24 protein-coding genes are annotated in these 25,473 nt (G+C 52.9%); 13 read left to right on the forward strand and 11 right to left on the reverse strand.

Annotated elements, in window-relative coordinates:
• Positions 1-117 precede the first annotated feature (117 nt).
• Positions 118-423: a DUF1161 domain-containing protein gene (locus LOC22_RS20500; RefSeq protein ID WP_003857424.1), complete on the reverse strand. Its 306-nt coding sequence runs from the start codon at positions 421-423 to the stop codon at positions 118-120.
• Positions 424-525: 102 nt separating this feature from the next.
• Positions 526-1,380, reverse strand: coding sequence for a benzoate transporter (locus tag LOC22_RS20505; RefSeq protein ID WP_003857421.1), 855 nt, complete (start codon positions 1,378-1,380; stop codon positions 526-528).
• 192 nt (positions 1,381-1,572) lie between these two features.
• Between LOC22_RS20505 and LOC22_RS20510 the strand changes: the two genes are divergently transcribed.
• Entirely contained in the window at positions 1,573-2,283 is a 711-nt protein-coding gene (locus tag LOC22_RS20510) for a YnfC family lipoprotein (RefSeq protein ID WP_017384542.1), read from the forward strand.
• Positions 2,284-2,300: 17 nt separating this feature from the next.
• On the opposite strand, the gene speG is transcribed toward LOC22_RS20510, so the two are convergent.
• Positions 2,301-2,861, reverse strand: coding sequence for a spermidine N1-acetyltransferase (gene speG, locus LOC22_RS20515; RefSeq protein ID WP_003857416.1), 561 nt, complete (start codon positions 2,859-2,861; stop codon positions 2,301-2,303).
• Positions 2,861-3,199, reverse strand: coding sequence for a DUF1283 family protein (locus tag LOC22_RS20520; RefSeq protein WP_006808856.1), 339 nt, complete (start codon positions 3,197-3,199; stop codon positions 2,861-2,863). The genes speG and LOC22_RS20520 overlap by 1 nt, the downstream gene beginning before the upstream one ends.
• A gap of 150 nt (positions 3,200-3,349) precedes the next feature.
• Here LOC22_RS20520 and LOC22_RS20525 point away from each other — a divergent pair, with 150 nt between their 5' ends.
• The 7 genes from LOC22_RS20525 (at position 3,350) to LOC22_RS20555 (ending at position 12,151) form a co-directional block, all read left to right on the forward strand.
• A complete protein-coding gene (locus tag LOC22_RS20525; RefSeq protein ID WP_003857412.1) occupies positions 3,350-3,676 on the forward strand; it encodes a YnfA family protein in 327 nt (108 codons plus the stop codon).
• A 111-nt stretch (positions 3,677-3,787) separates the two neighbouring features.
• Complete coding sequence (gene manD, locus LOC22_RS20530) at positions 3,788-5,002, forward strand: D-mannonate dehydratase ManD (protein ID WP_017384541.1); 1,215 nt, start codon at positions 3,788-3,790, stop codon at positions 5,000-5,002.
• Between the two features lie 14 nt (positions 5,003-5,016).
• Entirely contained in the window at positions 5,017-6,036 is a 1,020-nt protein-coding gene (locus LOC22_RS20535; RefSeq protein ID WP_023296536.1) for a Zn-dependent oxidoreductase, read from the forward strand.
• Positions 6,037-6,109: 73 nt separating this feature from the next.
• The gene (locus LOC22_RS20540) at positions 6,110-7,495 is read left to right on the forward strand and encodes an MFS transporter (protein ID WP_017694076.1); all 1,386 of its coding nucleotides are present in this window, start codon (positions 6,110-6,112) and stop codon (positions 7,493-7,495) included.
• On the forward strand, positions 7,492-8,898 hold the full coding sequence (gene uxaC, locus LOC22_RS20545) for a glucuronate isomerase (RefSeq protein WP_230239164.1): 1,407 nt from the start codon (positions 7,492-7,494) through the stop codon (positions 8,896-8,898). Before LOC22_RS20540 ends, uxaC begins: the two co-directional genes overlap by 4 nt.
• Before the next feature lie 27 nt (positions 8,899-8,925).
• A complete protein-coding gene (locus LOC22_RS20550; RefSeq protein ID WP_015570613.1) occupies positions 8,926-10,464 on the forward strand; it encodes an MFS transporter in 1,539 nt (512 codons plus the stop codon).
• Positions 10,465-10,687: 223 nt separating this feature from the next.
• Positions 10,688-12,151, forward strand: a complete 1,464-nt coding sequence (locus LOC22_RS20555; RefSeq protein ID WP_032619752.1) for a mannitol dehydrogenase family protein — start codon at positions 10,688-10,690, stop codon at positions 12,149-12,151.
• 44 nt (positions 12,152-12,195) lie between these two features.
• Here the strand turns inward: LOC22_RS20555 and ydfZ are convergent, their stop codons facing one another.
• Positions 12,196-12,399: a putative selenium delivery protein YdfZ gene (gene ydfZ / locus LOC22_RS20560; protein WP_003857405.1), complete on the reverse strand. Its 204-nt coding sequence runs from the start codon at positions 12,397-12,399 to the stop codon at positions 12,196-12,198.
• Between the two features lie 287 nt (positions 12,400-12,686).
• Between ydfZ and LOC22_RS20565 the strand changes: the two genes are divergently transcribed.
• Complete coding sequence (locus tag LOC22_RS20565) at positions 12,687-13,118, forward strand: universal stress protein (protein WP_015570611.1); 432 nt, start codon at positions 12,687-12,689, stop codon at positions 13,116-13,118.
• Between the two features lie 35 nt (positions 13,119-13,153).
• Here LOC22_RS20565 and LOC22_RS20570 read toward each other — a convergent pair whose 3' ends face one another.
• Both LOC22_RS20570 and ydfG read right to left on the reverse strand, forming a co-directional pair.
• On the reverse strand, positions 13,154-13,840 hold the full coding sequence (locus LOC22_RS20570; protein WP_003857403.1) for a GntR family transcriptional regulator: 687 nt from the start codon (positions 13,838-13,840) through the stop codon (positions 13,154-13,156).
• A 90-nt stretch (positions 13,841-13,930) separates the two neighbouring features.
• Positions 13,931-14,677 carry a bifunctional NADP-dependent 3-hydroxy acid dehydrogenase/3-hydroxypropionate dehydrogenase YdfG gene (ydfG, locus tag LOC22_RS20575; RefSeq protein ID WP_015570609.1) on the reverse strand — a complete coding sequence of 249 codons (747 nt, stop codon included), beginning with the start codon at positions 14,675-14,677 and terminating at the stop codon, positions 13,931-13,933.
• Positions 14,678-14,820: 143 nt separating this feature from the next.
• On the opposite strand from ydfG, the gene dcp reads away from it, so the two are divergent.
• Positions 14,821-16,854 carry a peptidyl-dipeptidase Dcp gene (gene dcp, locus LOC22_RS20580; RefSeq protein WP_230239165.1) on the forward strand — a complete coding sequence of 678 codons (2,034 nt, stop codon included), beginning with the start codon at positions 14,821-14,823 and terminating at the stop codon, positions 16,852-16,854.
• 260 nt (positions 16,855-17,114) lie between these two features.
• Here dcp and LOC22_RS20585 read toward each other — a convergent pair whose 3' ends face one another.
• A complete protein-coding gene (locus tag LOC22_RS20585) occupies positions 17,115-18,173 on the reverse strand; it encodes a YncE family protein (RefSeq protein WP_017384534.1) in 1,059 nt (352 codons plus the stop codon).
• 164 nt (positions 18,174-18,337) lie between these two features.
• Here LOC22_RS20585 and fhuE point away from each other — a divergent pair, with 164 nt between their 5' ends.
• Positions 18,338-20,506, forward strand: a complete 2,169-nt coding sequence (gene fhuE / locus LOC22_RS20590) for a ferric-rhodotorulic acid/ferric-coprogen receptor FhuE (RefSeq protein ID WP_040117597.1) — start codon at positions 18,338-18,340, stop codon at positions 20,504-20,506.
• A gap of 319 nt (positions 20,507-20,825) precedes the next feature.
• Here the strand turns inward: fhuE and LOC22_RS20595 are convergent, their stop codons facing one another.
• Positions 20,826-21,329, reverse strand: a complete 504-nt coding sequence (locus tag LOC22_RS20595; RefSeq protein ID WP_023296544.1) for a DUF1543 domain-containing protein — start codon at positions 21,327-21,329, stop codon at positions 20,826-20,828.
• A gap of 325 nt (positions 21,330-21,654) precedes the next feature.
• Here LOC22_RS20595 and LOC22_RS20600 point away from each other — a divergent pair, with 325 nt between their 5' ends.
• Together LOC22_RS20600 and LOC22_RS20605 are read left to right on the forward strand one after the other, a co-directional pair.
• Entirely contained in the window at positions 21,655-22,569 is a 915-nt protein-coding gene (locus LOC22_RS20600; RefSeq protein WP_230239563.1) for an extracellular solute-binding protein, read from the forward strand.
• Between the two features lie 14 nt (positions 22,570-22,583).
• On the forward strand, positions 22,584-23,330 hold the full coding sequence (locus LOC22_RS20605) for a molybdate ABC transporter permease subunit (protein WP_017384530.1): 747 nt from the start codon (positions 22,584-22,586) through the stop codon (positions 23,328-23,330).
• Between the two features lie 320 nt (positions 23,331-23,650).
• On the opposite strand, the gene LOC22_RS20610 is transcribed toward LOC22_RS20605, so the two are convergent.
• Positions 23,651-23,890 carry a DinI family protein gene (locus LOC22_RS20610; RefSeq protein ID WP_003857390.1) on the reverse strand — a complete coding sequence of 80 codons (240 nt, stop codon included), beginning with the start codon at positions 23,888-23,890 and terminating at the stop codon, positions 23,651-23,653.
• 87 nt (positions 23,891-23,977) lie between these two features.
• On the reverse strand, positions 23,978-25,240 hold the full coding sequence (locus LOC22_RS20615) for an amino acid permease (protein ID WP_017384529.1): 1,263 nt from the start codon (positions 25,238-25,240) through the stop codon (positions 23,978-23,980).
• Positions 25,241-25,473: the final 233 nt, after the last annotated feature.

Below are 25,473 nucleotides of genomic sequence, written 5' to 3' on the forward strand. Positions count from 1 at the left end.
ATTGTTAATAATTATTTTCACCCGTGACTACAACCGGGCTAATGATGGGGGGAGTGTTACTTATTTAGAGGTATTAAATATTAATCCTCGTCAAATCAGGGGAATTGAGTGGGAAAATCATTGCGGCTCAGCGGGCGCATTCTCTTGCGTACCTGCGCCGCTCACCGGGTAGTTGCCGCTACTGGTGCGGGTGTACAAAATTTTGAAAGTATCGTTGGCACAATGCCCAACGACCTGCGCATCCGGCTGATCGGCCTGATCGTTCGGGACGATGTTCAGGGTAAAGCCAGACTCCGGTACGCCGTTGTTGATAATCTTCTGCTGAATGTCGCTTTTCACGCGCTCGCAGGAGTCCGGGGCCGCAAGAAGAGCGGGTGAAGCACTCATTAACAGCAGGGCGGTAATCCAGGGTAACCGTTTCATCTGTAGCTCCTTTTCACTGTGTAGACTGTAAGCATAGCAGGGTTAGGGTAAGCTTTTGTTTTTGGACCTGTCTTTCTGAATTGTCCTGGAGCCCTGCCTGCGTCATAAAATAAATTGCGAGTAATGGTGCTGATTGTCTACCAGATAAGAAGGCAGGGTGCGTTTTGATACCTCTTGCCTGACCAGTTTTCGGTCTCGTCCCCAGATATCTTCGGCGTTGGTAATAACCTTCATAATATGTTCCGGGTTATTAAATTCCGGCAGATCGTATTCGGTATGAGAAATGGTAGACATTTTTTCGGAAATTCTTTCTGGAGTCATTACCCATGAGAAATGCCAGCCGCCATCTTTCACAATTTTATTATTGATTTTTAGCCAGTTCCATTTAAACCATGACCAGTTTTTATCTTTGCGCGCACGCTTCCAGTTTCTGAAAGATTCAGGCTCACCGTGGAAGAAATGCTTAAGGTTGTAATAGGACGTCGCGCGGGGCAAGGTACATTTTCTCGGCGTACCATCCGTGTTGTGAACCTGAAGATTAAACTGATAGTTGAACACGTTTTGATGAATAGTCGTGCAGAGCGCGCGCGGATTAATGGCCCTGACCGTGTCGGGAGAGAAGATTTCGTCAACGTCTGACACCAGAATCAGATCGTCGTCAGCCGCGTCTTTTAACCCGTTCATAATGGAGTTGCGAAGCGCTGCTTCATTTGCCCAGGCATCAACCTGGTTATTATCCGCACGGTTTAAAATAGGCTGCGCGTCAAAAGGCACGTAAATGATTTTGTCTTTGAATTTGGCAAACTTTGTAATATCGAAATGCAATTCTCTCGGTATGCCCGTAAAAGAGTGTGTTGCTTCTACAATGACAAAACGGTCAACGACATCAGCGAGAGTATGTAATCTGATGTCGAGCAACATATCTTCGTCATAGTATAAAAAACAGTCGTAAATCATGATGTTAACCCGAAAATTTAAGAATCTAATTTTATAATAGTGTGGAATCTTCCGCGCCCAAAGTAGCCACTTTGGCAGGTCTCGTCAATGCAAACGACGGATTTATACAGCGCAAAGAGTCAAATGAAGTGCTGTTATGTAAGTTGCTGTATTTGCTAATATGATTGTATCTCTCTTTGAACGGTAAATGATGTGAACAAATACGCAGCGATAACGCTACTGGCAACGGTACTGGTGGGATGCGACAACAACACCGCGCCGCTGTCATTTACGCCGGAGATGGCGAGTTTTTCGAACGAGTTTGACTTTGATCCTCTGCGCGGGCCGGTGAAGGATTTTACCCAGACGCTGTTCAACGATAAGGGTGAAGTCTCTAAACGTGTGACCGGCACGATGTCAACGGAAGGGTGTTTCGATACGCTTGAACTGCACGATCTCGACGCTAATACGGGCGTTGCGCTGGTGCTGGATGCTAACTACTACGTCGATGCGGAAACCCAGCAGCAGAAGGTAAAGTTGCAGGGAAAATGTCAGCTGGCGGAACTGCCGTCTGCCGGCCTGACGTGGGACACGGACGATAACGGGTTTGTGGTTGCCGCGCACAGCAAAGAGATGGAAGTGAAGTACCAGTATGACGCCGACGGCTACCCGCTGGGTAAAACTACGGTTTCCGGCGACAAGCGTTTATCGGTCAAGTCGGTGCCGTCGAAAGATCTGCGCAAGCGCATGGATTATACGGCGGTAAGCCTGTTGAACGATAAACCGATGGGCAATGTAAAGCAGAGCTGTGATTACGATCGCCACAATAACCCGGTGAGCTGTGAGCTGGTGATCACCGATGACAGCGTCAAACCTGCCGTTGAGCACAAGTACACCATCAAAAACAGCATTGAATATTATTGAGAATAAAACCGCGCAGGTTACTGCGCGGTGGGTTTAAGCAGGCTGGCGGAGGAGGACTTATGCCCGGCCAGATGCTGATGCTGGAAAATGCACATGCGGATGGTGTTACGGTATTCGCCGTTAATAAAGAACTCATGGATCAGTTCACCTTCCACCATAAAGCCCAGCTTACGGTAGATATGAATCGCTTTTTCGTTCTCTTTGTCGACGATAAGGTAAAGCTTGTAGAGATTCAGGACGTTAAACCCGTAATCCATCGCCAGCTTTGCCGCCCGCGACGCAAGACCTTTCCCCTGGTGCTCCGGTGAAATAATGATCTGAAATTCCGCTCGACGGTGAACGTGGTTGATCTCAACCAGTTCAACCAGCCCGGCTTTCTCACCTTCGCACTCCACCACAAACCGGCGTTCACTCTGATCGTGGATATGCTTGTCGTAGAGATCGGACAGCTCGACAAACGCCTCATAAGGCTCTTCAAACCAGTAGCGCATCACGCTGGCATTGTTGTCGAGCTGGTGAACAAAGCGTAAATCTTCGCGCTCCAGCGGACGGAGCTTAACGTCACACGGCGTCGACATTACGGTGCTACCGTGCGGCCAGTGCGACGATCCAGACAGCGCAGGGTGTTAGGCTCCCAATAGGCGTTGACGTTGGCACTTTGCTGGCATTTGTCGCGGGCATCAAACGCGACGTCTTCTTTATCCCACTCTTTTTCCACGCGCTTATTCACTTTCTGACGCAGGCTGCGGGTGTCATTCCATTGTTCTTTGTCCATGGCGGCGTTCTGACGGCTTTGCGCGCTGTCACCAGACTCAATGATGAGTTTGCTGGTTTCGGCTGATGCCGTTGCGGCGAAGGCGAACGATGACAGCGCCAGTACGGCTGTCAGACAAAGGCGTTTGCTTAATGTAGTCATAGCGTTTCCTTTAAACGGGTGCAGACAATCGGATTACCCCGTTGGATTCTACACCAATCCGAAAGGGTGTCATACCCGCGCGGCAGGTATGGGAACGATGTGAACATTATCGCGTATGATGTCTAAATCAATCCTCACGAAACGAGAAAAATGTTCAAAACGACGCTGCTTTTTTTCGCGACCGCGCTGTGCGAAATCATCGGATGCTTTTTGCCGTGGCTCTGGCTAAAGCGGGGCGCTTCCGCGCTGCTGCTGATCCCGGCGGGTGTGTCCCTGGCCCTTTTTGTCTGGCTGCTCACCCTGCATCCGGCCGCCAGCGGGAGGGTATATGCGGCCTACGGCGGAGTGTACGTCTGTACCGCGCTGCTGTGGCTGCGCGTTGTCGATGGCGTCAGGCTAAGCCTGTATGACTGGGCAGGCGCGCTGATTGCCCTGTGCGGCATGTTGATCATCGTGGCCGGTTGGGGACGCGCATAAGCGTCCTTATAGTGTGATCGCCCGCTGATTTTACGATCATTATACTTGTATGGTAGTAGTGTAGTTGCGTAAATTTCCTGCATCACAACGAGCGATGTAAGGAAATGGATTATGAAGATTGTCGGGGCTGAAGTATTTGTCACCTGCCCGGGGCGTAACTTTGTCACCCTTAAAATCACCACCGATGAGGGCATTGTCGGCCTGGGTGATGCCACGCTGAACGGACGTGAACTTTCCGTTGCCTCCTACCTGAAAGATCACCTGTGCCCTCAGTTGATTGGCCGCGATGCGCACCGCATCGAAGATATCTGGCAGTTCTTCTATAAAGGCGCTTACTGGCGTCGTGGTCCGGTCACCATGTCAGCGATTTCTGCCGTGGATATGGCGCTGTGGGACATTAAGGCGAAAGCCGCGAACATGCCGCTCTATCAGCTTCTGGGCGGAGCCTCCCGGGAAGGGGTGATGGTTTATTGTCACACCACCGGGCACACCATTGACGACGTGCTGGAAGATTATGCCCGTCATAAAGAGATGGGCTTCAAGGCAATTCGCGTGCAGTGCGGCGTGCCGGGAATGAAAACCACCTACGGCATGGCAAAAGGAAAAGGGCTGGCGTATGAGCCAGCGACCAAGGGCGCCTGGCCGGAAGAGCAGCTATGGTCCACTGAAAAATACCTCGACTTCACGCCGAAACTGTTCGACGCAGTGCGCAGTCAGTTCGGCTTCAATGAACATCTCCTTCACGACATGCACCACCGTCTGACGCCCATCGAAGCGGCGCGATTCGGCAAAAGCATTGAAGAGTACCGTCTGTTCTGGATGGAAGATCCGACTCCCGCTGAAAACCAGGAGTGTTTCCGCCTGATCCGCCAGCACACCGTCACGCCAATTGCGGTGGGGGAAGTGTTCAACAGCATCTGGGACTGCAAGCAGCTGATTGAAGAGCAGCTCATTGACTATATCCGCGCCACCATAACCCATGCGGGCGGCATCACCGGGATGCGTCGCATTGCGGACTTTGCCTCACTTTATCAGGTGCGTACCGGCTCACACGGCCCGTCGGATCTGTCGCCGATTTGCCACGCCGCGGCGCTGCATTTTGACCTGTGGGTACCGAACTTTGGCGTGCAAGAGTATATGGGGTATTCGGAGCAGATGCTGGAAGTGTTCCCGCACAGCTGGCGCTTCGATAACGGCTATATGCACCCGGGCGACAAGCCAGGGCTGGGCATTGAGTTTGATGAGAAGCTGGCGGCGAAATACCCGTACGATCCGGCTTATCTGCCGGTGGCTCGTCTGGAAGACGGCACCCTCTGGAACTGGTAAACGAGGAGCGAATGATGAAAAGCGTAGTGATCCAACAGCCGGATGTGCTGGTGATTGAAGAGCGTCCTCTCCCGTTGCCGGGCGCAGGCGACGTCCGCGTCAAAATTAAGCTCGCCGGTATTTGCGGTTCAGACAGCCATATCTATCGCGGGCATAACCCGTTTGCGAAATACCCGCGGGTAATCGGTCACGAGTTCTTTGGCGAAATAGACGCGGTTGGCGAAGGCGTGGAGGGCACCCGACTGGGCCAGCGCGTTTCGGTTGATCCGGTGATCAGCTGCGGGCACTGCTACCCGTGTTCCGTTGGAAAACCGAACGTTTGTACTTCGCTGGTGGTGCTGGGCGTCCACCGTGACGGCGGCTTCAGCGAATACGCCGTGGTGCCGGCGAAAAATGCCTGGCGCATTCCGGATGCGATCCCTGACCACCACGCGGTGATGGTTGAGCCATTCACCATTGCCGCCAACGTGACGGGGCAGGCGAAACCCACCGAACAGGATGTGGCGCTGATTTACGGCGCAGGCCCGATGGGGCTGGTCACCGTGCAGGCGCTGAAGGGCGTTTACAAGGTGAAGCAGGTCATCGTGGTGGATCGCATTGATGAGCGGCTGGAGATGGCGCAACGCAGCGGCGCAGACTGGGTCTTCAACAACGGCGAGCATTCTTTACAGGCCGCGCTGGATGAAAAAGGCATCAAGCCGACGTTAATCATCGATGCTGCCTGTCATCCGTCCATTTTACAGGAAGCGATTACGCTGGCGTCTCCGGCGGCGCGCATCGTGCTGATGGGCTTCTCCAGCGACCCGAGCCAGATTGTGCAGCAGGGGATCACCGGCAAAGAGCTGTCGATCTTCTCTTCGCGCCTGAATGCCAACAAATTCCCGGTGGTCATTGACTGGCTGGAAAAAGGGCTGATCGACCCTGAAAAACTGGTCACCCATACATTTGACTATCACCACGTTACAGACGCCATCGAACTGTTTGAAAAAGACCAGCGGCAGTGCTGCAAAGTCTTGCTCACGTTCGACCAATAATAATTCACGCGGTTAAGAGCCTGCGAAGACAGGCTCTCAGTGGTACGCATCTTACCTTGCAGAGATAGCCATTATGACTCAAGCACAACCTCAAAGAAGTACGTCAGATCTGGTGAAAGCCGCCGTATCTGGCTGGCTGGGCACCGCCCTGGAGTTTATGGATTTCCAGCTCTACTCCCTTGGCGCCGCGCTGGTGTTTCATGAAATTTTCTTCCCTGAGCAGTCCGCGGCCATGGCGCTGATCCTGGCGATGGGCACCTACGGCGCAGGCTACATCGCGCGTATTGTCGGGGCATTTATCTTCGGCAGAATGGGCGACAGAATTGGCCGTAAAAAAGTGCTGTTTATCACCATCACCATGATGGGGATCTGCACCACCTTAATCGGCGTCCTGCCAACCTACGCGCAGATCGGGATTTTCGCACCGGTGCTGCTGGTGACGCTGCGTATTATTCAGGGGCTGGGCGCGGGGGCTGAAATCTCCGGCGCAGGCACCATGCTGGCCGAATACGCCCCGAAGGGTAAACGCGGCATCATCTCCTCGCTGGTGGCCATGGGCACCAACTGCGGGACGCTGAGCGCCACGGCGATCTGGGCCGTGATGTTCTTTGCCCTCGATCGTGAAGAACTTATTGCCTGGGGCTGGCGCGTGCCGTTCCTCGCCAGCGTGGTGGTGATGATCTTCGCCATCTGGCTGCGTATGAACCTTAAAGAGAGCCCGGTGTTTGAGAAGGTAAACGATGCCGAAGCCGTTGCGCCGGTTGCTGCGCAGGATACCTCGGTCGGCGCGATGTTTAAGAGCAAATCGTTCTGGCTGGCGACGGGGCTGCGCTTTGGTCAGGCCGGTAACTCTGGGCTTATCCAGACCTTCCTTGCCGGGTACTTGGTACAGACGCTGTTATTTGATAAGGCGATCCCAACCGATGCGCTGATGATCAGCTCGATTCTTGGCTTCGTCTCCATCCCGCTGCTGGGCTGGCTGTCCGATAAAGTGGGGCGCCGTCTGCCATATATCATCCTTAACATTTCAGCCATTATTCTGGCTTACCCGATGCTGTCGATTATCGTCGATAAGAGTTACGCGCCGGGCGTGATTATGCTCTCTATCATCGTTATTCATAACTTTGCGGTGCTCGGGCTGTTTGCGCTGGAAAACATCACCATGGCGGAGATGTTTGGTTCGCGAAACCGCTTTACCCGCATGGCGATCTCCAAAGAGGCGGGCGGTCTGGTGGCGGTAGGCTTTGGTCCGGTGCTGGCGGGGATCTTCTGCAATATGACCGGGTCCTGGTGGCCGATTGTGGCGATGCTGGTGGCGTACTCGCTGATTGGGCTGGTCTCCGCTTTGCTGATGCCAGAAGTGCGCGACCGCGATTTGAGCCTGGTGGAAGATGCAGCTGAACCCCTGCGCCAGAGCGATACCGCAGCGAAGCAGCGGAAATATGGAGCCCTGTCATGAGTTTTATTAACGATAACTTTATGATTGGCAATGCGAGAGGTGTTGAACTTTATCGTAACGTCGCGAAAGCGCTGCCAATTATTGATTATCACTGTCACCTGGACGCGAAAGATATCTTCAAGAATAAAAATCTCGATAATATTACCGAACTCTGGCTGGCTGGCGATCATTATAAATGGCGCGCCATGCGCGCCAACGGTATTGACGAAAAATACATTACGGGCGATGCCCCGGCGGAGGATAAATTTGCGGCATGGGCTGAAACGGTCGAAGCGAGCTATGGAAATCCGCTCTATCACTGGACTCATTTAGAACTTCACCACTATTTTAACTGTGACGAACCGCTGGGCAGGCATAACTGGCGTGAAATAATGGAGCACTGTAATCTGCTATTGCATCAGCCTGATTTTACGCCGAGGGAACTCATTAAACGCTCCAGGGTAGAAGTTATTTGCACGACAGATGCTCCGCTTGATGATTTACGCTACCATCAATTATTGCGTGATGACGCGACGTTCAACGTTAAGGTATTACCGACCTTTCGTCCGGACGATGTTTTTGCGCAAAACGCGGAACAGTTTGCCGACTTTATCGATCGATTAGGTGAGACGACAGGATCTAAAATCCAGACATTCAGCGATTTTGTTAAGGGAATGAGCCAGCGTATTGCCTGGTTCCACGAAATGGGGTGCCGAATTTCCGATCACGGACCCGTGGAGATCCATTTTCAGTCAGCAGATGAAAGTCAGGTTGAATCCGTGTTTGCCCGAAAGCGCCGGGGTGAAAATCTGGACGCCCGTAATAATGCGATTCTTGACAGTGCCATTTTTATTATGCTGGCGCATAATTACAGGCAGCATAACTGGGCAATGCAGATACACTTCGGTGCGATTCGCAATAATAATTCCCGCATGTACCGTTCTTTGGGTAGTAATACTGGTTTTGACTCGCTGACCGATCAGTCGAATCTTGCGGCCAATCTCAACCAACTCCTGGATGCAATGGCGCAGGCTGAAGCTTTGCCCAAAACCATTCTATATAACCTCAACGCCAGCTATAACGATATTGTCGCGACGACTATCGCTAATTTTCAGACTGCGGAATTGGGCGTTAAATCGCCGATACAGTTTGGCTCCGGATGGTGGTTTAACGACACTCAACGCGGAATGGAAAACCAGCTACATAGCCTTGCGGATCAGGGGCTATTAATGAATTTTGTCGGTATGTTAACCGATTCCCGTAGTCTGGTTTCGTATACTCGCCACGATTATTTCCGTCGTATTTTGTGCAATATCATTGGTGGCTGGGTGGAGCGTGGTGAAGTTCCGGATAATAACACCATCCTAACGAAGATGGTTAAAAATATTTGCCATGATAATGCTGAAAACTATTTCAGATTCTAAATTCTACTCACTGAGTGGGGATGGAACATGTCTCGTACTGCAAAAAAAATTACTATTCCGGTTAGTATCGGCTACGGACTAACGGATATTATGGGCGGCGGTGCCTTTACCGTTATCGGCGCCTGGTTATTATTCTTCTATACGACATTTGTTGGGTTGTCACCGGTTGAAGCGGCGTCTATTGTTGCTATAGCGCGCATTGTCGATGCTATCGTTAGTTTGTTTATGGGAAGTTTCACTGACCATTTTTACAAAAACTATTTTGGTAAAAAATTTGGTCGCCGACGTTTCTTTTTGCTGATCGGTGCACCGTTGATGCTGGTCTATGCATTGCTGTGGCTTGATGGCATGACATACGGTTTTTATCTCGCCGTCTATCTAGCATTTGAAATTATTGCTGCAATGGTACTGATCCCGTGGGAAACGTTACCGTCAGAAATGACAAAAGACTTTAACCAGCGGACCAAACTCTCTACCTGTCGCATGTTTCTTTCAGCGTCCGGGACGTTTCTGGCGACATTTATTCCCGGATTACTGATCGGCTATTTCGGGGAAAACAGCGCCCATGCCTACCTCATAAACGGCGTTATTTTTGCTGTACTGTTTATGGTATGTGTATTCATCTCGTGGAAAGTGACCTGGGAACGCGAGTTGACGCCGGAAATGCTCTCCGGGCTGGAAAAAAACACACGCCCACAAACAGCAGGGGAGAAGCTGGCTGCCTTTGGACGACTTTTTAAGGAGTATGGTTCCACCCTGAAAATCCGGGCCTTCAGGAAACATCTCGCCATCTATCTGCTGTCGTTTACCGGCAAAGATGTCTACAACACGGTATTTGTATTTTTCTGCGTCTACTGTCTGAATGTCTCTTCCTCACTGGCAGGCACGCTGCTGTCGATGAGTATTGTGGGGCTGCCCGTCACGTTAATTGCGGGTATAGGGATCATCAGATATGGGCCATCAAAGCTATATGTATTTGCCTATTCACTGATGTTGCTCTGTTTGGGGGGCTTCTTTGCCGTGTACCAGATCCCTGCGCTGAATACCGTCGCGACGCTGGTCATTCTGGCCGGGGTGTATCAGGTGGGGCGCTGCGTCCTTGAGTTTACACCGTGGAACGTGTTCCCGTTCATTCCAGATATCGATGAAATGGTCAGCCGTCAGCGTCGTGAGGGACTGTTTGCCGCGGTAATGACATTTTCCCGAAAAACCACGGTCGCTATTGCCACCTTTATTGTGGGTCTCCTGTTACAAAGCGGCGGATTTGTAAAAGGGAGCCAGACACAGCCAACCGAAGCCATCCACACCATCGCAATGCTGATGTTCATCGGCACTGCTGCCTTGCTTATCCTGGCCCTGTGGCAGGCTCTGACATTCAACCTGAACAAGCGTACGCACAAAATCTTTGTGGATGAGCTGGATCGCCTGAAAGCCAACGGCTCTCCCCAACGCGTATCCGCCGAAGCTCGCCGGGTCGTGGAAGATTTAACAGGCTATTCCTACGACAGGTTGTGGCGTGAGCCGACGGTCCGGTCCGGCGAGCAGACGGTGCGCACCCCTGTATGATCTGGTTTATATCTTTTGCCAGATGTCACACAACTTGATTTTTATATCACACCACTTGGCCGAAAGTTAATGTAAATCAATGTTCATGGCAGCATAACCAGTATTGTGATCGGCAGGATAAAGTAATGACACTGCCATTCTAGTTGGTTTAGTCAACCGGCGCAGCCGCACTGTCACCAGAGCGGCTGCGGATCTCAGCGTTCATAATTAACGAGTCTCAATCATGGAAAACCGTTTATTACAGGCGAAGGCAACGCGTCCTCAGTACGATCGCGACAGCCTCAAGGCACGCATTGTTCATTTAGGGTTTGGCGCGTTTCACCGTGCGCACCAGGCGGTGTACACCGATATACTCGCCGCAGAACAGGGCAGCGACTGGGGTTACTGCGAAGTTAACCTGATTGGCGGCGAACAGCAGATCGCCGATCTGAAGGCACAGGATAATCTTTATACCGTAGCAGAGATGTCTGCCGATGCGTGGACGGCGCGCGTGGTCGGCGTCGTCAAAAATGCGCTGCATGCGCAGGTCGACGGCCTTGAAACCGTGCTGGCGGCGCTGTGCGATCCGCAGGTCGCCATTGTTTCCCTGACCATCACCGAGAAAGGGTATTGCCACTCCCCGGCAACCGGACAACTGATGTTCGATCATCCGTTAATCGTTGCCGACCTGCAAAACCCCCATCAGCCGAAATCTGCGCCAGGCGTAGTGGTTGAAGCGCTGGCGCGGCGTAAGGCGGCGGGGCTGCCAGCATTCAGCGTGATGTCATGCGATAACATGCCGGAAAACGGCCATGTGATGCGCAATGTCACCTGCGCCTACGCGCGCGCTGTTGACGGCGAACTGGCCGACTGGATTGAAGCGAACGTCACCTTCCCGTCAACCATGGTGGACCGTATTGTGCCCGCCGTCACGGCTGAAACGCTGGATAAAATTGAACAGCTGACCGGCGTACGCGATCCGGCAGGTGTCGCCTGCGAGCCGTTCCGCCAGTGGGTGGTAGAAGATAATTTCGTCGCCGGACGTCCACAGTGGGAAAAGGCCGGTGCGGAACTGGTTTCTGATGTCATTCCGTTTGAAGAGATGAAGCTGCGTATGCTTAACGGCAGCCACTCGTTCCTGGCCTATCTCGGCTACCTGGCCGGTTATCAGCACATTAACGACTGCATGGAAGATGAACATTATCGCGCAGCCGCGCATGCGCTGATGCTGAAAGAGCAGGCGCCGACGCTGAAAGTGAAGGGGGTGGATTTAGCTCACTATGCCGACCTGCTGATCGCACGTTACAGCAATCCGGCCCTGCGCCACCGCACCTGGCAAATCGCCATGGACGGTAGCCAGAAATTGCCGCAGCGGATGCTCGATTCCGTGCGCTGGCACCTTGTCCACCAGAAACCCTTCCCGCTGCTGGCCCTCGGTGTTGCGGGCTGGATGCGTTATGTCGGCGGTGTGGATGAGCAGGGTAACGCGATTGAGGTGAGCGATCCGCAGCTGGCGGTGATTCAGGCGGCGGTAAACGGTAGCGCTGAAGGCGAAAGCCGCGTTAGCGCGCTGTTGGGCATTGAGGCTATTTTCGGTAACGAGCTGCCGAAGGACGCGGTGTTTGTGGCTGCGGTCATGCAGGCCTATCAAACGTTGCTGCAAAAAGGCGCGAAGGCCACGGTTGCTGAGTACGCCTCCCGGCTTTAACGCGATGACATGCCGCCGTCCGCGGCGGCATGTCGGGGCGCAGCTTAGTGCATCCCCAGGCGAATCAGCTCAATCGGTTCGAACTTACCTTCGCATCCTTCGACTTCAACCGTTTTACCACGACGCACCTGCTCGGCATTAAGGCCGTCGCTGTGGATCGCTTTAATCACGCCGAACTGGCCTGTGCCGCTAATCATGACGCGGCTGCCAGTGGTGATTGCATTTCGGTTACGGTCGTATGTCATCATGGTATTTTCTCCTCTCGTACTTATCCGTTACGGCGCTAATTCAACGGCTGCCGTTCACGGGGCACTATTAATACGCCTCTCTTTAACGAAATTATTTGCTTTTGATCAAGCTCACACTTTTTTCTTATTTCATGCAGGCGTTGACGGTTCAGGACACCACTTTACAAAGCGGACAGTTATTTTCCTTAATTGATAGTTTCCGGGTGCAAGTGTTTAGGCTTTGTTTATATCCACAATGTCATTCTGGAGGCAGAAAATAACCCTTCATCGGAAAAGGAGTCAGGCTTATGTATAAGAAAATTTTGATGCCTGTTGACGTGTTTGAAATGGATTTGAGCGATAAAGCGGTACGCCACGCGGTCAACCTCGCGAAGGCGGAAGGCGCGACGATCACCCTGGTCAACATTCTCCCTAACAGCAGCCGTTCGTTACTGCGGGGGTTCAATGCCGATATTAAGAAGTTCGAAGAGTATATGACCGCCGAGTCTGATAAGAAGATGAAGGCGCTGAAACGGCTCTTTGATATGTCCCCGGACAATATTGACTGTGAAGTTCGCTTCGGCAACGTACGCGATGAAATCATCAAGCTCAGCAAAGAGGGGAAATATGATGTCATTGTTATCGGATCAAAAAATCCGAGCATTACAACCCATCTGCTGGGTTCGAATGCTGAAACTATCCTGCGCTACGCCACTATTCCGGTATTAGTGGTCCGCTAATTACTTCGCCGCAACCGAAAGGGGGCGGCGAAGTTTTATTCTTCGCTGAACCACTCGCGGTTTTCCTGGCGAATTAACTGAACTGACTCACTAATTTCCTGAAGGTGAAGCGTCATCGCTTTATCTACGGCTTCCACGTCGCGTTTTTCCAGCGCGCTGAAAATATCATGATGCTGGCGCAGCAACATCTCTGGCGGAGAAACATGGTCGAGGCTCATGTAGCGCACGCGGTCGATGGTAGCTTTGATGTTTTCGACGGTATCCCACGCGAGCTGGCACTCGGCGATCTGCGCCAGTTTCTGGTGGAACTCGTCGTCCAGCTGGAAAAAGTCGTTTAACTGTTTGCGGTCGATGGCGATTCGTTGCTGATGCAGGTTTTGCTCCAGCAGGTAGCACTGGTTATCGTTGATGAGCGACGCGGCGCGACGCACCACGGCGCACTCGATGGCCTGGCGAACAAAACAGCCATTCCGTACCTGCGAAAGCGAAATTTTATTTACATAGCTGCCGCGCTGAGGGCGGATCTGAATAAGGCCGTTTTCTGCGAGCTTAATAAACGCCTCACGTACGGGCTGACGGGAAACGTCAAAACGTACCGAAACCTCTTTTTCTGAGAGTGGCGTTCCCGGTGGGATCAGGCAGCGAACAATATCACGGCGTAAGATGCGATATATTTGCTGATTAACGGGCTGGGTAGGATTAAGTTGCGATTCAGCGGCCATGGGTTGTGATTTCTCAGAGAGTTAACCTGAACATACTACCATTCTTTTCCCTGCCATCACATACCCGGCCCGCAGGCCGGGTGGGGTAAATTAACCGCGATGCACGCTGAGTCCGGCATAGGTCTGGCTGACGGGCATCATCTCAACCGTATTGATGTTGACATGCTTCGGCAGATTCGCGACCCACCAGACGGTTTCGGTGATATCTTCCGGCGTCAGCGCATTCGCGTTTTCATAGGTTTTATCCGCTTTCGCGTCGTCGCCTTTGAAACGCACGTTGGAGAATTCAGTTCCGCCTACCAGACCCGGTTCAACATCGGTCACGCGGATCGCGGTTCCGTGCAGGTCGGTGCGCAGGTTCAGGCTGAACTGGCGGACAAAGGCTTTGGTCGCGCCATAGACGTTGCCGCCCGCGTAAGGCCAGCTTCCGGCGGTGGAACCGATGTTAATGATATGGCCACGGTTACGTTCAACCATGCCCGGCAGCACGGCGCGGGTCATGTACACCAGCCCTTTGTTGTTGGTGTCGATCATGTTTTCCCAGTCTTCCACGCTGGCTTTGTGGGCAGGCTCCATGCCCAGTGCCAGGCCAGCGTTATTGACCAGCACGTCAATTTCACGCCATTCGGCAGGCAGGTTGGCAATCATCTCTTCGATGGCGGCGCGGTTGCGGACGTCCAGCTGCGCGGTCAGAATGCTGTCACCCAGCTCGTCTTTTAGCTCCTGCAAACGCTCCTGACGACGCCCTGTTGCAATCACTTTGTGTCCGTTGGCGACGAAGCGACGCGTGATGCTTTCACCAAAACCCGCTGTCGCCCCGGTAACTAAAATAATCATCTCACTGTTCCTCAACGCTTTTTGTGTTGTACTAACATAGCACGCTCTCCGGCACGTCGTTAAGGCAACATTTGTATGACGCCATTGCAGGCCGGCGCAGGCTGGCCTACTCTGGGGAGAAATACCGTGCTCAGGAGTAAACGATGTCGGTCAACAATCCTTTTTTTGAAATTAGCCTGTTGCCTTATCAGGCGCCACGTTTTGATGCGATTAACGACAGCCATTATCGTCCGGCATTTGATGAAGCAATGCGCCTGAAGCGTGCAGACATTGACGCGATTATCGCGCAGCGCGCCGCGCCGGACTTTGACAATACCGTGCTGGCGCTGGAAAAGAGCGGGGCCATGCTGTCGCGCGTGAGCAGCGTGTTCTTCGCCATGACGTCCGCACACACCAACGATGATCTTCAGGCACTGGACGAGCAGTTCTCCACCGAACTGGCCGGGCTGGCGAACGATATCTGGCTAAACGATACGCTTTTCGCCCGCGTGGAAGCCGTCTGGCAGGATCGCGAGGCGCTGGATGCCGAATCCCGACGACTGACGGAGGAGATGTATCAGCACTTTGTTCTTGCTGGCGCGCGTCTGAATGCCGATGAAAAAGCCGAGCTGAAAGCCCTGAATACCGAAGCCGCCACCCTGACCAGCCAGTTCAACCAGCGCCTGCTGGCGGCGAACAAGGCGGGAGGGCTGGTGGTGGACGATGTTCACCAGCTTGACGGGCTCAGTGCGGAGGAGGTGGCTGCCGCGGCTCACGCTGCCGCAGAAAAAGGGCTGACGGATCGCTGGCTGATCCCGCTTTTGAATACCACGCAACAGCCCGCGCTGGCGGCGCTGTCGTTGCGCGAGACCCGTAAAAAGTTGTTCAGCGCGGGCTGGGAACGCACTCAGAAAGGCGACGAAAACGATACGCGCGAGCTGATCCGTCGGCTTACCGCGTTACGGGCAAGACAGGCGCAGCTGCTCGGCTTTGACAACTATGCGAGCTGGAGCATTGCCGATCAGATGGCGAAAACGCCGGAAGCCGCGCTCGAATTCATGCGCGGGATAGTTCCTGCGGCACGCGGCAGGGCCGCGCTGGAGCAGGCGGATATTCAGAAGGTCATCGACGACGAGCAGGGTGGTTTTACGGTACAGGCCTGGGACTGGGCGTTTTATGCCGAACGCGTGCGCTCAGCGAAATACGCGCTGGATGAGTCGCAGATCAAACCCTATTTCGCGCTCAATACCGTGCTGGAAGATGGCGTATTCTGGACCGCCACGCAGCTGTTCGGTATCCGCTTTGTCGAGCGTTTCGATATTCCGGTTTACCACCCGGATGTTCGCGTGTGGGAGATTTTCGACCACACGGGTGAAGGCATGGCGCTGTTCTACGGCGACTTTTTCGCGCGTGATTCCAAAGCGGGCGGCGCGTGGATGGGGAATTTTATTGAGCAGTCTTATGAGTTTGCCGCGCGTCCGGTGATTTATAACGTCTGCAACTATCAAAAACCGGCGAACGGGCAGACCGCGCTAATCTCCTGGGATGATGTGATTACCCTGTTCCACGAGTTTGGCCATACCCTGCATGGCCTGTTTGCCAGCCAGCGCTATGCCACGCTTTCAGGCACCAACACGCCACGTGATTTCGTTGAATTTCCTTCGCAAATCAATGAACACTGGGCCAGCCATCCCCAGGTGTTTGCGCACTTTGCTCGTCATTATCAAACCGGCGAACCGATGCCGGATGCGCTGCGGGAAAAAATGCTCAATGCGACCCAGTTTAATAAGGGTTATGACATGACGGAGCTATTGAGCGCCGCGCTGCTGGATATGAACTGGCACGGCATTCAGGAGCCCGTTGAAGACGTGGAAGCCTTTGAAGCCGCCGCGTTGAAAAAAGAGGGGTTGGATCTTCCAGCCGTACCGCCGCGCTATCGCAGCAGCTATTTCGCCCACATCTTCGGCGGCGGCTACGCGGCAGGGTATTACGCCTATCTCTGGACGCAGATGCTGGCGGACGATGGATATCAGTGGTTTGTCGAGCAGGGCGGTTTGACGCGCGTGAACGGACAGAAATTCCGCGAGGCGATTTTGTCCCGCGGCAACAGCACTGATTTAGCTGAACTTTACCGGAACTGGCGCGGGCACGATCCGAAGATCGAACCGATGCTGGAGAATCGCGGATTGAGTGCGTAAGGCTTTTTAGTGTGGGAACAGAACCGGGCGCGAGGCCCGGTTTTTTCTTTCCCAAAATGAATCCTTAATTCTGCGAAATTTGCAGGAGAATAGGGGTCAGCTTCACGTACCTACACCTTTACTTTTACCCAGTAAGGATCCCCGCGACTTTAGAACATCTGGCGCTTTAACCCGGCTTTATCCGTTGGCCGGACTAAATATACTGCTTCAGCGTCCACGTTTATAAGTCAGCCATCCCTCACAGGATGGCTGTATATTGTTTAATTTAATGAAATACGAACCACACTATCCGGGCCTTTCGTCGTGTTGTCGTCATTGAAGTCCTGCTTCACGGTTACGTATAACGTTTTACCGTCCGGTGTTACCAGAAGACTGTTGGGATGGCTGGTGAACGTCCAGCTGTTTTTCACAGCATAGCTCCCGGCGTCAAGCTGCAACACCTTCCTGGATTCGCGCTGAGTGATGAAAATTTCGTTGCGCTCAGCGTTAAACTTAATTCCCAGCGCATCGCCTTTAAGACGCTTGATAACTTTCCCGCTGCGCTCATCAAATACCAGTGTGGTTTTGGCTTTTGAATCATCAGTCACGAACAGGCGCCCGGTGGCCGGATCTTCTGCCATATTCAGGAACAAATACGCTTTTTTATCTCCCGGCGTCCAGCGCTGTTCGATTTTATACGTCTCCGGGTTAATCACCAGAATTTCACCGCCGCCATTGGCGGCATAAAGGCGGTCTGTCAGCGGCGAATAAATAATCCCCGTCACCCATTTCCCGGCATTTTCGATTCGGGCTTTTAGCGTCATGGTGTTGGCATCAACCACGGAGATAAACCCAGGGTCGGCAACGCCGCCGATAAACAGTTGTCCCTTGTGGAAGAGGATTTCACGCGCACCAACCGGGTCGCCATCCTTGTCTTTGCCTTCAAACATCAGGCGCTGTAGCACCTTGCCGCTTTGCACGTCCACTTTCGATACCCCGCCATCAAGGGTGTTGGTGGTGTAGTAGACCTTGCCATTATCGTCCGCTGCCATGCCGAAGTTTTTCAGGTCGGTGTGGGTTTCACCTTGCGTGGCAAGCGTTGTGGGATCCAGTTTATAGAGCACCCCGCCGTTGACGTTTTTGAAACTCTGTGCGCTCGCAACGTACAACGCGTTTGCCGTTGGGGAGTAAACCATCTCATACAGACCGTCAGCGAGTTCGCGCTGCTTGAGCTCAGCCGAATCCGGGAGGGCTGCTGACGCCGTTGCGCTCAGGGTTAACGCCGCGGTAAGAATGCTTAAGCCCCATGTCTTTCCTTTTAGCCAATGGAATGTGTTCATTTTTTGTTCCTGTCATGCGCGAGCCGCGCTGATTTTGATAAATATACATTTATTTACATTTAACTTACAAAATTACCTGTGCATAATAAAGCAAATAATTATCATTTCCATTCTTATTTGGATGAATGATTTGCACATAACGACAACAACAGACAGGTAACATGATGATTTTTAAAGGCAGGGCTAATCGCGCGAAAGCGCCCGCAGGATTAATTCCTGCTTCCTTCTCACTTTCACTGCTTGCGCTGGCAATGTCCGCCGTCATGCACCCGGCACAGGCGGATGAAAATACGCAAGAACAAGAGATGGTTGTCTACGGTGACGGGAACGGGAGCGCCGACTCGCAGCAGGATTATGCGGTAAAAACCACGCGTTCAGGCACCAAAATGCTGCTGACCCCGCGCGATATCCCCCAGTCAGTCAGCGTCGTGACGCGCCAGCGTATGCAGGATCAAGACCTGCAAACCATTGACCAGGTACTTACCAATGCCACCGGCGTTTCGTCGCAGCAGGTTGATAGCGAGCGTTCCAGCTACTTTTCCCGCGGCTTTGAAATCACCAATTTCGCCTACGATGAGATCCCCACATCAATGGGCGACGCGTGGAATTTTGGCGATGCGCAGGAAGATACTGCCATTTATGATCGTATAGAGATTGTGCGTGGCGCAAACGGCCTGATGACCGGCGCTGGCGATCCGGGAGCAACGGTGAACATGGTGCGTAAACGTGCCGACAGTAAAACCTTCAGGGGCAACGTCAGCGCAAGTTACGGAAGCTGGAACAAACAGCGTTATGTGGGCGACATCTCCGCGCCCCTCAATTCCGACGGCAGCCTGCGTGGGCGCGTCGTGGCAGGTTATCAGGATCAGGACAGCTGGCTCGACAGATATGGCAAGCGCAAGAAATTTCTCTATGGCGTCATTGCAGGCGATGTAACGGAACACACGACGGCCTCGCTGGGCTGGGACTATCAGCAAACAAACACAGCCAACCCGACCTGGGGCGGATTACCCAGCCTGTACAGTAACGGCAGCCGTACCCATTACGATCGCAACGTCAATACCTCGGCAGACTGGACGGGATACTCCGTTGAGTCGCGTAAAGTTTTTGCTAACCTCACCCACAACTGGGATAACGGCTGGTCGGTGCGTTTCAATGGAACCCACGGCGAGCAAACGTTCAATGATACCCTGCTTTATGTGATGGGCAATCCGGACGCCACCACCGGAGAAGGCGCATCAGGCTGGGGTAGTAAGGATCGCGGCAAGCGCACTCTGGACGCCTTTGATGCCTACGCCAGCGGGCCTTTTGAACTTCTCGGGCGTCAACATCAGCTGATGGCCGGAGCCAACTATAGCCGACAGCACAATGCTACCTTCAGCAAAGACGGGCCAATGGACAGTGCTCAGATTGGCATCTTCAACAACAGCTGGGACGGCAGCGTGGCCGAGCCGGAGTGGGGCGACTGGTATCAAAATGCGGATGATATCGTGCGGCAAAAATCGGCGTATACGGCGGCACGCCTGTCGCTGGCGGATCCGTTGTCGCTAATCGTTGGCGCACGTTATACCCAGTACAGCTCAGATGGCAGCAGCGGCGATATGCGTAAATACAACACCACCCCTTACGGCGGGCTGGTGTATGACATCAACGACAGCCTTTCCGCTTACGCCAGCTATACCTCAATTTTTGCCCCGCAAACCAAACGCACGAAAGAGGGGGCATGGCTCTCTCCCGTCACCGGTAAAAATTATGAAACCGGCCTGAAGGCAGACTGGATGGACGGTCGACTGACCACCAACGTTGCCGTATTCCGCATAGAACAGGAGAACGCGGGGGAGGAAATCAGCGGGGTATTCGTTAATGGATCCAGCGAACAAGCTTATCGCGCAACCAAAGGCGCAGTGAGCAAAGGGGCGGAATTTGAGGTGAACGGTGCCGTTACCGACAATCTACAGCTTACCTTCAGCGCGACCCGCTATGTTGCCCGTGATTCAGATGGCCGCTTCAACAGCTTTGCGCCGCAGACGCAGCTTAAGGTGTTCAGCCGTTACCGCGTCCCGGCGCTTCCGGATCTGACCGTAGGCGGCGGCGTGAACTGGCAGAATCAGGTGTACAAAGATGTCACCGGTCCGGACGGCGAGACGCAGCGCCTCTATCAGGGCAGCTATCCGCTCGTCGACTTGTTCGCGCAGTATCAGCTGACGAAACAGCTGGCGGTGCAGGCAAACGTTCGTAACCTGTTCGACCGCGAATACTACTCATACCTTGATGACTCTGCCGTCTATGGCGAACCGCGTAGCGTCTCGGTAAGCATGAGTTACACATTCTGATCTAATCAGCTTATCGCTATCCTGGCCATCACCTGTTCCGAAATGCGCTTCGGCCCCACCAGCGGCAACGACACGGCGATGGCCGCCATGCCATTGCCATCCTGGTAACGAATAAAGTGCCGGTTTGAACGGGTGACGAGCCTGGTGCCGGAAACATTGGATCAGTTAAAGAAGTCGTATGTTGGATATGCAATAAAACAGCCAGACGCAAAAGCGTAAATATTCAATGAACAGGACGCCCTCAGACTCGAGGGGCATCCTGAGCAATACTAAAAGGGGACCTGTTTCATCCTGAAGCGATGCGTCTCTTTATGCAGTTTCATGCGCCTATCGGTAAATATCCCTGCCACTCTGGAAGATCGCGGTGCCCTGTATCGCAGGGTGTCAGATGAATAAACAACCCTCCAACCTTTTCAAGCAACAGGCAATCATCAACCTCTTTTAAATTATCCTTATGTTGTTGATCGACACCGCAAAGTAGCGTTAGTAATGCTTTCTCCTTAGCCTGCCGGGCATTTTCGGCGACGAACAGATCATATTCGTGCAGTTCTGCAAGCGTATCCGGCCTGTAACCACCCGCATTGACGAAAAATAATCTCTTCGTAGACTGGGGCGGCTCCGGGGAAAGCGTGACAGAGTATCCGTCGGCCCACGTGATACGGCTATAGCCGTCTATATGAATTTTATCACTATCACCAAACCATGCTTCACGCAGTGCAGGCCAGGCATCATTGGGCTTACGTGCCGCCACAAACTGGATGTCGTGGACTTCAATATTGGATTTACCGGCATTTCCGCCGACATAAAACATATACAAATTCATACAACCCTCAGAAGTTATTTAATCGCTATATATTTAACTATATAGCGAGTTGGGCTACAACTGTGCAAAAGACATTGATGACAATGAGTTCAAGATTCTTCTACGCAAAGCCACGAGGAGTTTACGCAGCATGTTTCATGAACTATTGCCCACAATTGGATGACAACATCTGACTAAGTCGACCATGCACCACCCAGACCGATTTCCTTTAATTCAACCTTGCATCAACGGCGCGCTTGAGGAGGTTGTCATTGCGGTGATTTTTCTGGAAAATTCGATATATAAAAGAATATATAACGAGAGGGTGTTTATGGCCAGGAAACGAATGCAGGTTGCGCTGGTGGCGGTTGCGCTGCTGCAAATGCCATCCATGGCGCTGGCAAAGGATATCAGGGTGACTTATGCCGGTTCCATGGGCAAAGTAATGGACCAGGGGTTAGGTCCGGCTTTTTCCAGAGCAAATAACGACGGCTATCAGGGGCAGGGTCAGGGTGCATACGGGATGGCACGCCTGCTGGCAAGCCACAAAATTGAGGCCGATGTGTTTGTCTCCATCACCCCGGGGCCGATGCAAATTCTCAAAGACGCCGGGCTGATAGATGAGGCGGTCCCTGTCGCCAGTACCAGCATGGTGGTCGCTTACAGCCCTGAGGGTAAACATGCAGCGCAGTTTGAACAGGCCAGCAGAAAGAAAGACGGCTCGTGGCTGACTCTGCTGACGCAGAAAGATGTCTTATTTGGCCGCACCGATCCTTATGTCGACCCAAAAGGCCAGAATATTGTGTTTAGACTGATGCTGGCGGAAAAGTATTACAACATGCCGGGCATCACCGATAAAATTTTAGGCTCGCTGCAAAACCCACAGCAGACTCATCAGGAAGGAGGGCTGCTGGCGCGTCTGGAAAGCGGTCAGGTGGATGCAGCAGCGGGATACGAGAGTGAAGTTCGCTCAGCGCATTTGCCGTATGTCGCGCTGCCGGATGAAATAAACCTCAGCAACCCGGCGATGACGAAACAGTGGTATGACACCGTCAGTTTTACCATTAAAGACAGTAAAGGCCAGGATCAAATCCTGCACACTCAACCAATGGTGTTCTATGCGGCGGTGCTGAAAAACGCGCCGAATGGTGTAGAACAGGGACAAAAGTTCGTATCGTTCATGCAAAGCGCCGAGGGGCAGAAATTGTTCAAAGCGTTTGGCTACGCCGAACCTAAAGGAGACGGCTTATACGTCCGCTAAGAAAACCGGGCTGGGTGGCGGGGTGGTTATCTCTGCCCGCTATCCTGCTGTTAAGTATCCCCTTTATCACGCTGATTAGCGTCACGCCCTGGCATCATCTGAAGCTGGCCTGGCGCGACGACAGCGCCATTGCCGTCTCAATGGGACTGGGTGTGCTGGCGCTCGGAATTATCATTCTTATCGGCATGCCGGTGGCATGGTGGCTGTCACAAGCCACGGGTCGAAAACGATTGATCGGTGAACTGCTGGTGATGATCCCACTGCTGACGCCACCGCTGGCAATGGGGATTTTGCTGGTTTCGGCTTTCGGGCCTTATGGCGTGATTGGCCGCTGGCTTTCACTGTTGGGAGCTACGCTGGTAAATAATCCGGCGGCGTTTGTGCTGGCTCAGGTTTACGGCGCTTTGCCTTATTTTATCGTGGTGTCGCGTTCGGCGTTTGCCACTGTTCCCAAAAATATTCTTGAAGCGGGACAAACGTTGGGAGCTTCTCCCTGGAACCGCTTTCGTTTTCTTACATTACCCCTGGCATTGCCTGGGCTGGCTTCTGCCGTAACACTCGCCTGGGTTCGCGCGGTAGGCGAGTTCGGGATCGTGATGATCTTTGCTTATTTCCCGCAGGGTATACCGGTAAAGCTGTATACCAATCTGCAAAATGACGGGGTGGACACAGTATATACTTTGCTATGGATGCTGCTGGTAGTGACGCTTCCCCTGCCAATGGTCTGCTTTGCTCTTGGCAAACGAATGGCCAGGAAATGAACACCCCTTAGATCGTCCGTTCCTCGTTCATAGCGGATGAGCTTGCTCACGTTTCCTTTTCAGCGGGCTACCTCGAATAACCCCAAACCGGATTCTTCATAAAAGGCCACACACAGAAACCTCCAGTCAGTCAGACTGAAAGTACAGGGCAGGAAGAAAATGTGGCGCGCGCTGGATATGTCTTACAATCGGATCGGTGGGATTATGCTGTGGGAACCATGGAGGCGTAAATCGGTACGTCGCGATAGCGGAAGAAATTACGTAAAGTTAACGTTGTATGCTCTTTGTCTCCCGAAGCCAGAACCGGGCTTTGCGCCCGGTTACTCTTGTATTAACCACATGTCCGACTCTTCGAACATCTCCTCAAGCATGCGGTTGAGCTTTTCACGGTCGCTTTTGCTGGCGTCGCTGTTCAGGCCGTTCGCTTGCATTGGCTTAACCGTCACGCTGGCATCAGGAAAAATCCGGTGCACGCGTTTTGTCAGTTCGGCCAGAATGATTTCCCTGGCTCCCTCCAGCCCCTGTACGTTTCGCTTGTCATAAACCAGTTCCACAAACATGATTGTTTACCTTATGGATATTACGCATGTGATTCAGCCTGAACGTAAAATACTACTGTATATGGGTACAGTCAAACGACGTTCAGCCTAAAGCATTGTCCAGAGCAATGCAGACAGCGTTGCCAGCCCCCCCAATACGACCAAAAACACCGTCACGCCGCGAAGCTCTGCCAGCGAGGGGCGGGTGTATATGAGGTACGCCGGGATAAGGAACAGGATCACCGCGATCAGTGGTCCGCAGAACATTTCAATCAGGCTGAGCACATCCGGATTGGCATAAACAATGCCATAGGTCAGCAGGAACAGCGCCAGAGAGGCCAGCCGCTTGCTGGCGTTGGCCTTTTTGCCGGATACGCTGGCAGCCAGCTGACCAAACGTTTGTGCGACCGACAGACCTACGCCGAGGAAGGATTTCGTCATACCGATGATAGCGATGAGCGGGGCAATGTGGTAAATCAGGCTGAAATCACCGTTTCCCTTCATCACCGACAGCACATTCAGGTTTTCCGCCTTCGCTCGCACAAAGTTGTCATGGGGGATCCCCAGCACGCAGCTCAGCACGAAAAAGAGGATACTGGCGAAGATAGCTAAGTAGGCGATACGGATCACGAACAGTGCCTTTTTCTCACCCTCCGCTTTCCTCTCCCGGTAGTAAGAGCTCAGCGGGGAGACCATAGGCGCACAGCAAAACGAGAAGGTAATAAGCGGCAGCGTCAGCCAGATATTTTTCAGCGTTACCGGCAGCGGCGTGGCGTTCATTTCAGCGGCCGTATCGGTCAGGTTAGACAGATGCCATCCCGGGATAAGTGATACGGCGATCAGCAGTACAGATGCCGCGAACGGCAGCGCCAGTGCGCTCATAATGGCCACGACTCTGTCCCGGCCCTTGCTAAGCACCACATACAGCGCAGCAACCACGATAAACGACAATGGCCCACGGCTGAGGGCGGTAATATGCAGATGCTCCACCAGTAAATTACTCAGCGCATTAATCAGCGCCACCCCGTATACCAGGGTTACCGGGAAGAAGGTCACACAATAGAACAGGGTGATCAGCTTTTCACCCCTTCCGCTGAAGAAGGAGCCGAAGATCGGCAACGTGCCGTTTTCAGTCTTCTCTTCACGCATATACACACGACAAAGGAGTAAATGGGGGATCAGGGATAACGGCAGCCCCAGCAGGAGCATAACCAGAAAAATAACCGGACCACGGGTGCCGATTTCCACGGGAAGGAACAGTGTTCCCGCTCCGACGGCTGTACCATAAAGGCCCAGCGTCCAGATATTATCCTGCCAGTGCCAGTTAGAGCGTGTTGTAATATTAGCTGAGAGAGTTGTGGCTTTATTCATCATATTTTACCGCGTTGTTAGAGGGACGACGACTTATTTAGTTTTTATCTGTCTGTAGTCGTCGCTGCGCCATTACGTCACGGGTGGGAGGGGTTTGATGTTGCATACCGAAAACCTTATGTGTATGCCTGCAATAACTATCGTTATTCTTTGACGATGTTTTAACAGGCGGTTAATTAAGAAAGGGATTTGTTAAATTAACGAACAAATAACGACTGACTTTCCCTGCCTGC

Source organism: Enterobacter sp. AN-K1 (genome assembly GCF_020971765.1).
Classification (GTDB): domain Bacteria; phylum Pseudomonadota; class Gammaproteobacteria; order Enterobacterales; family Enterobacteriaceae; genus Enterobacter; species Enterobacter hormaechei_C.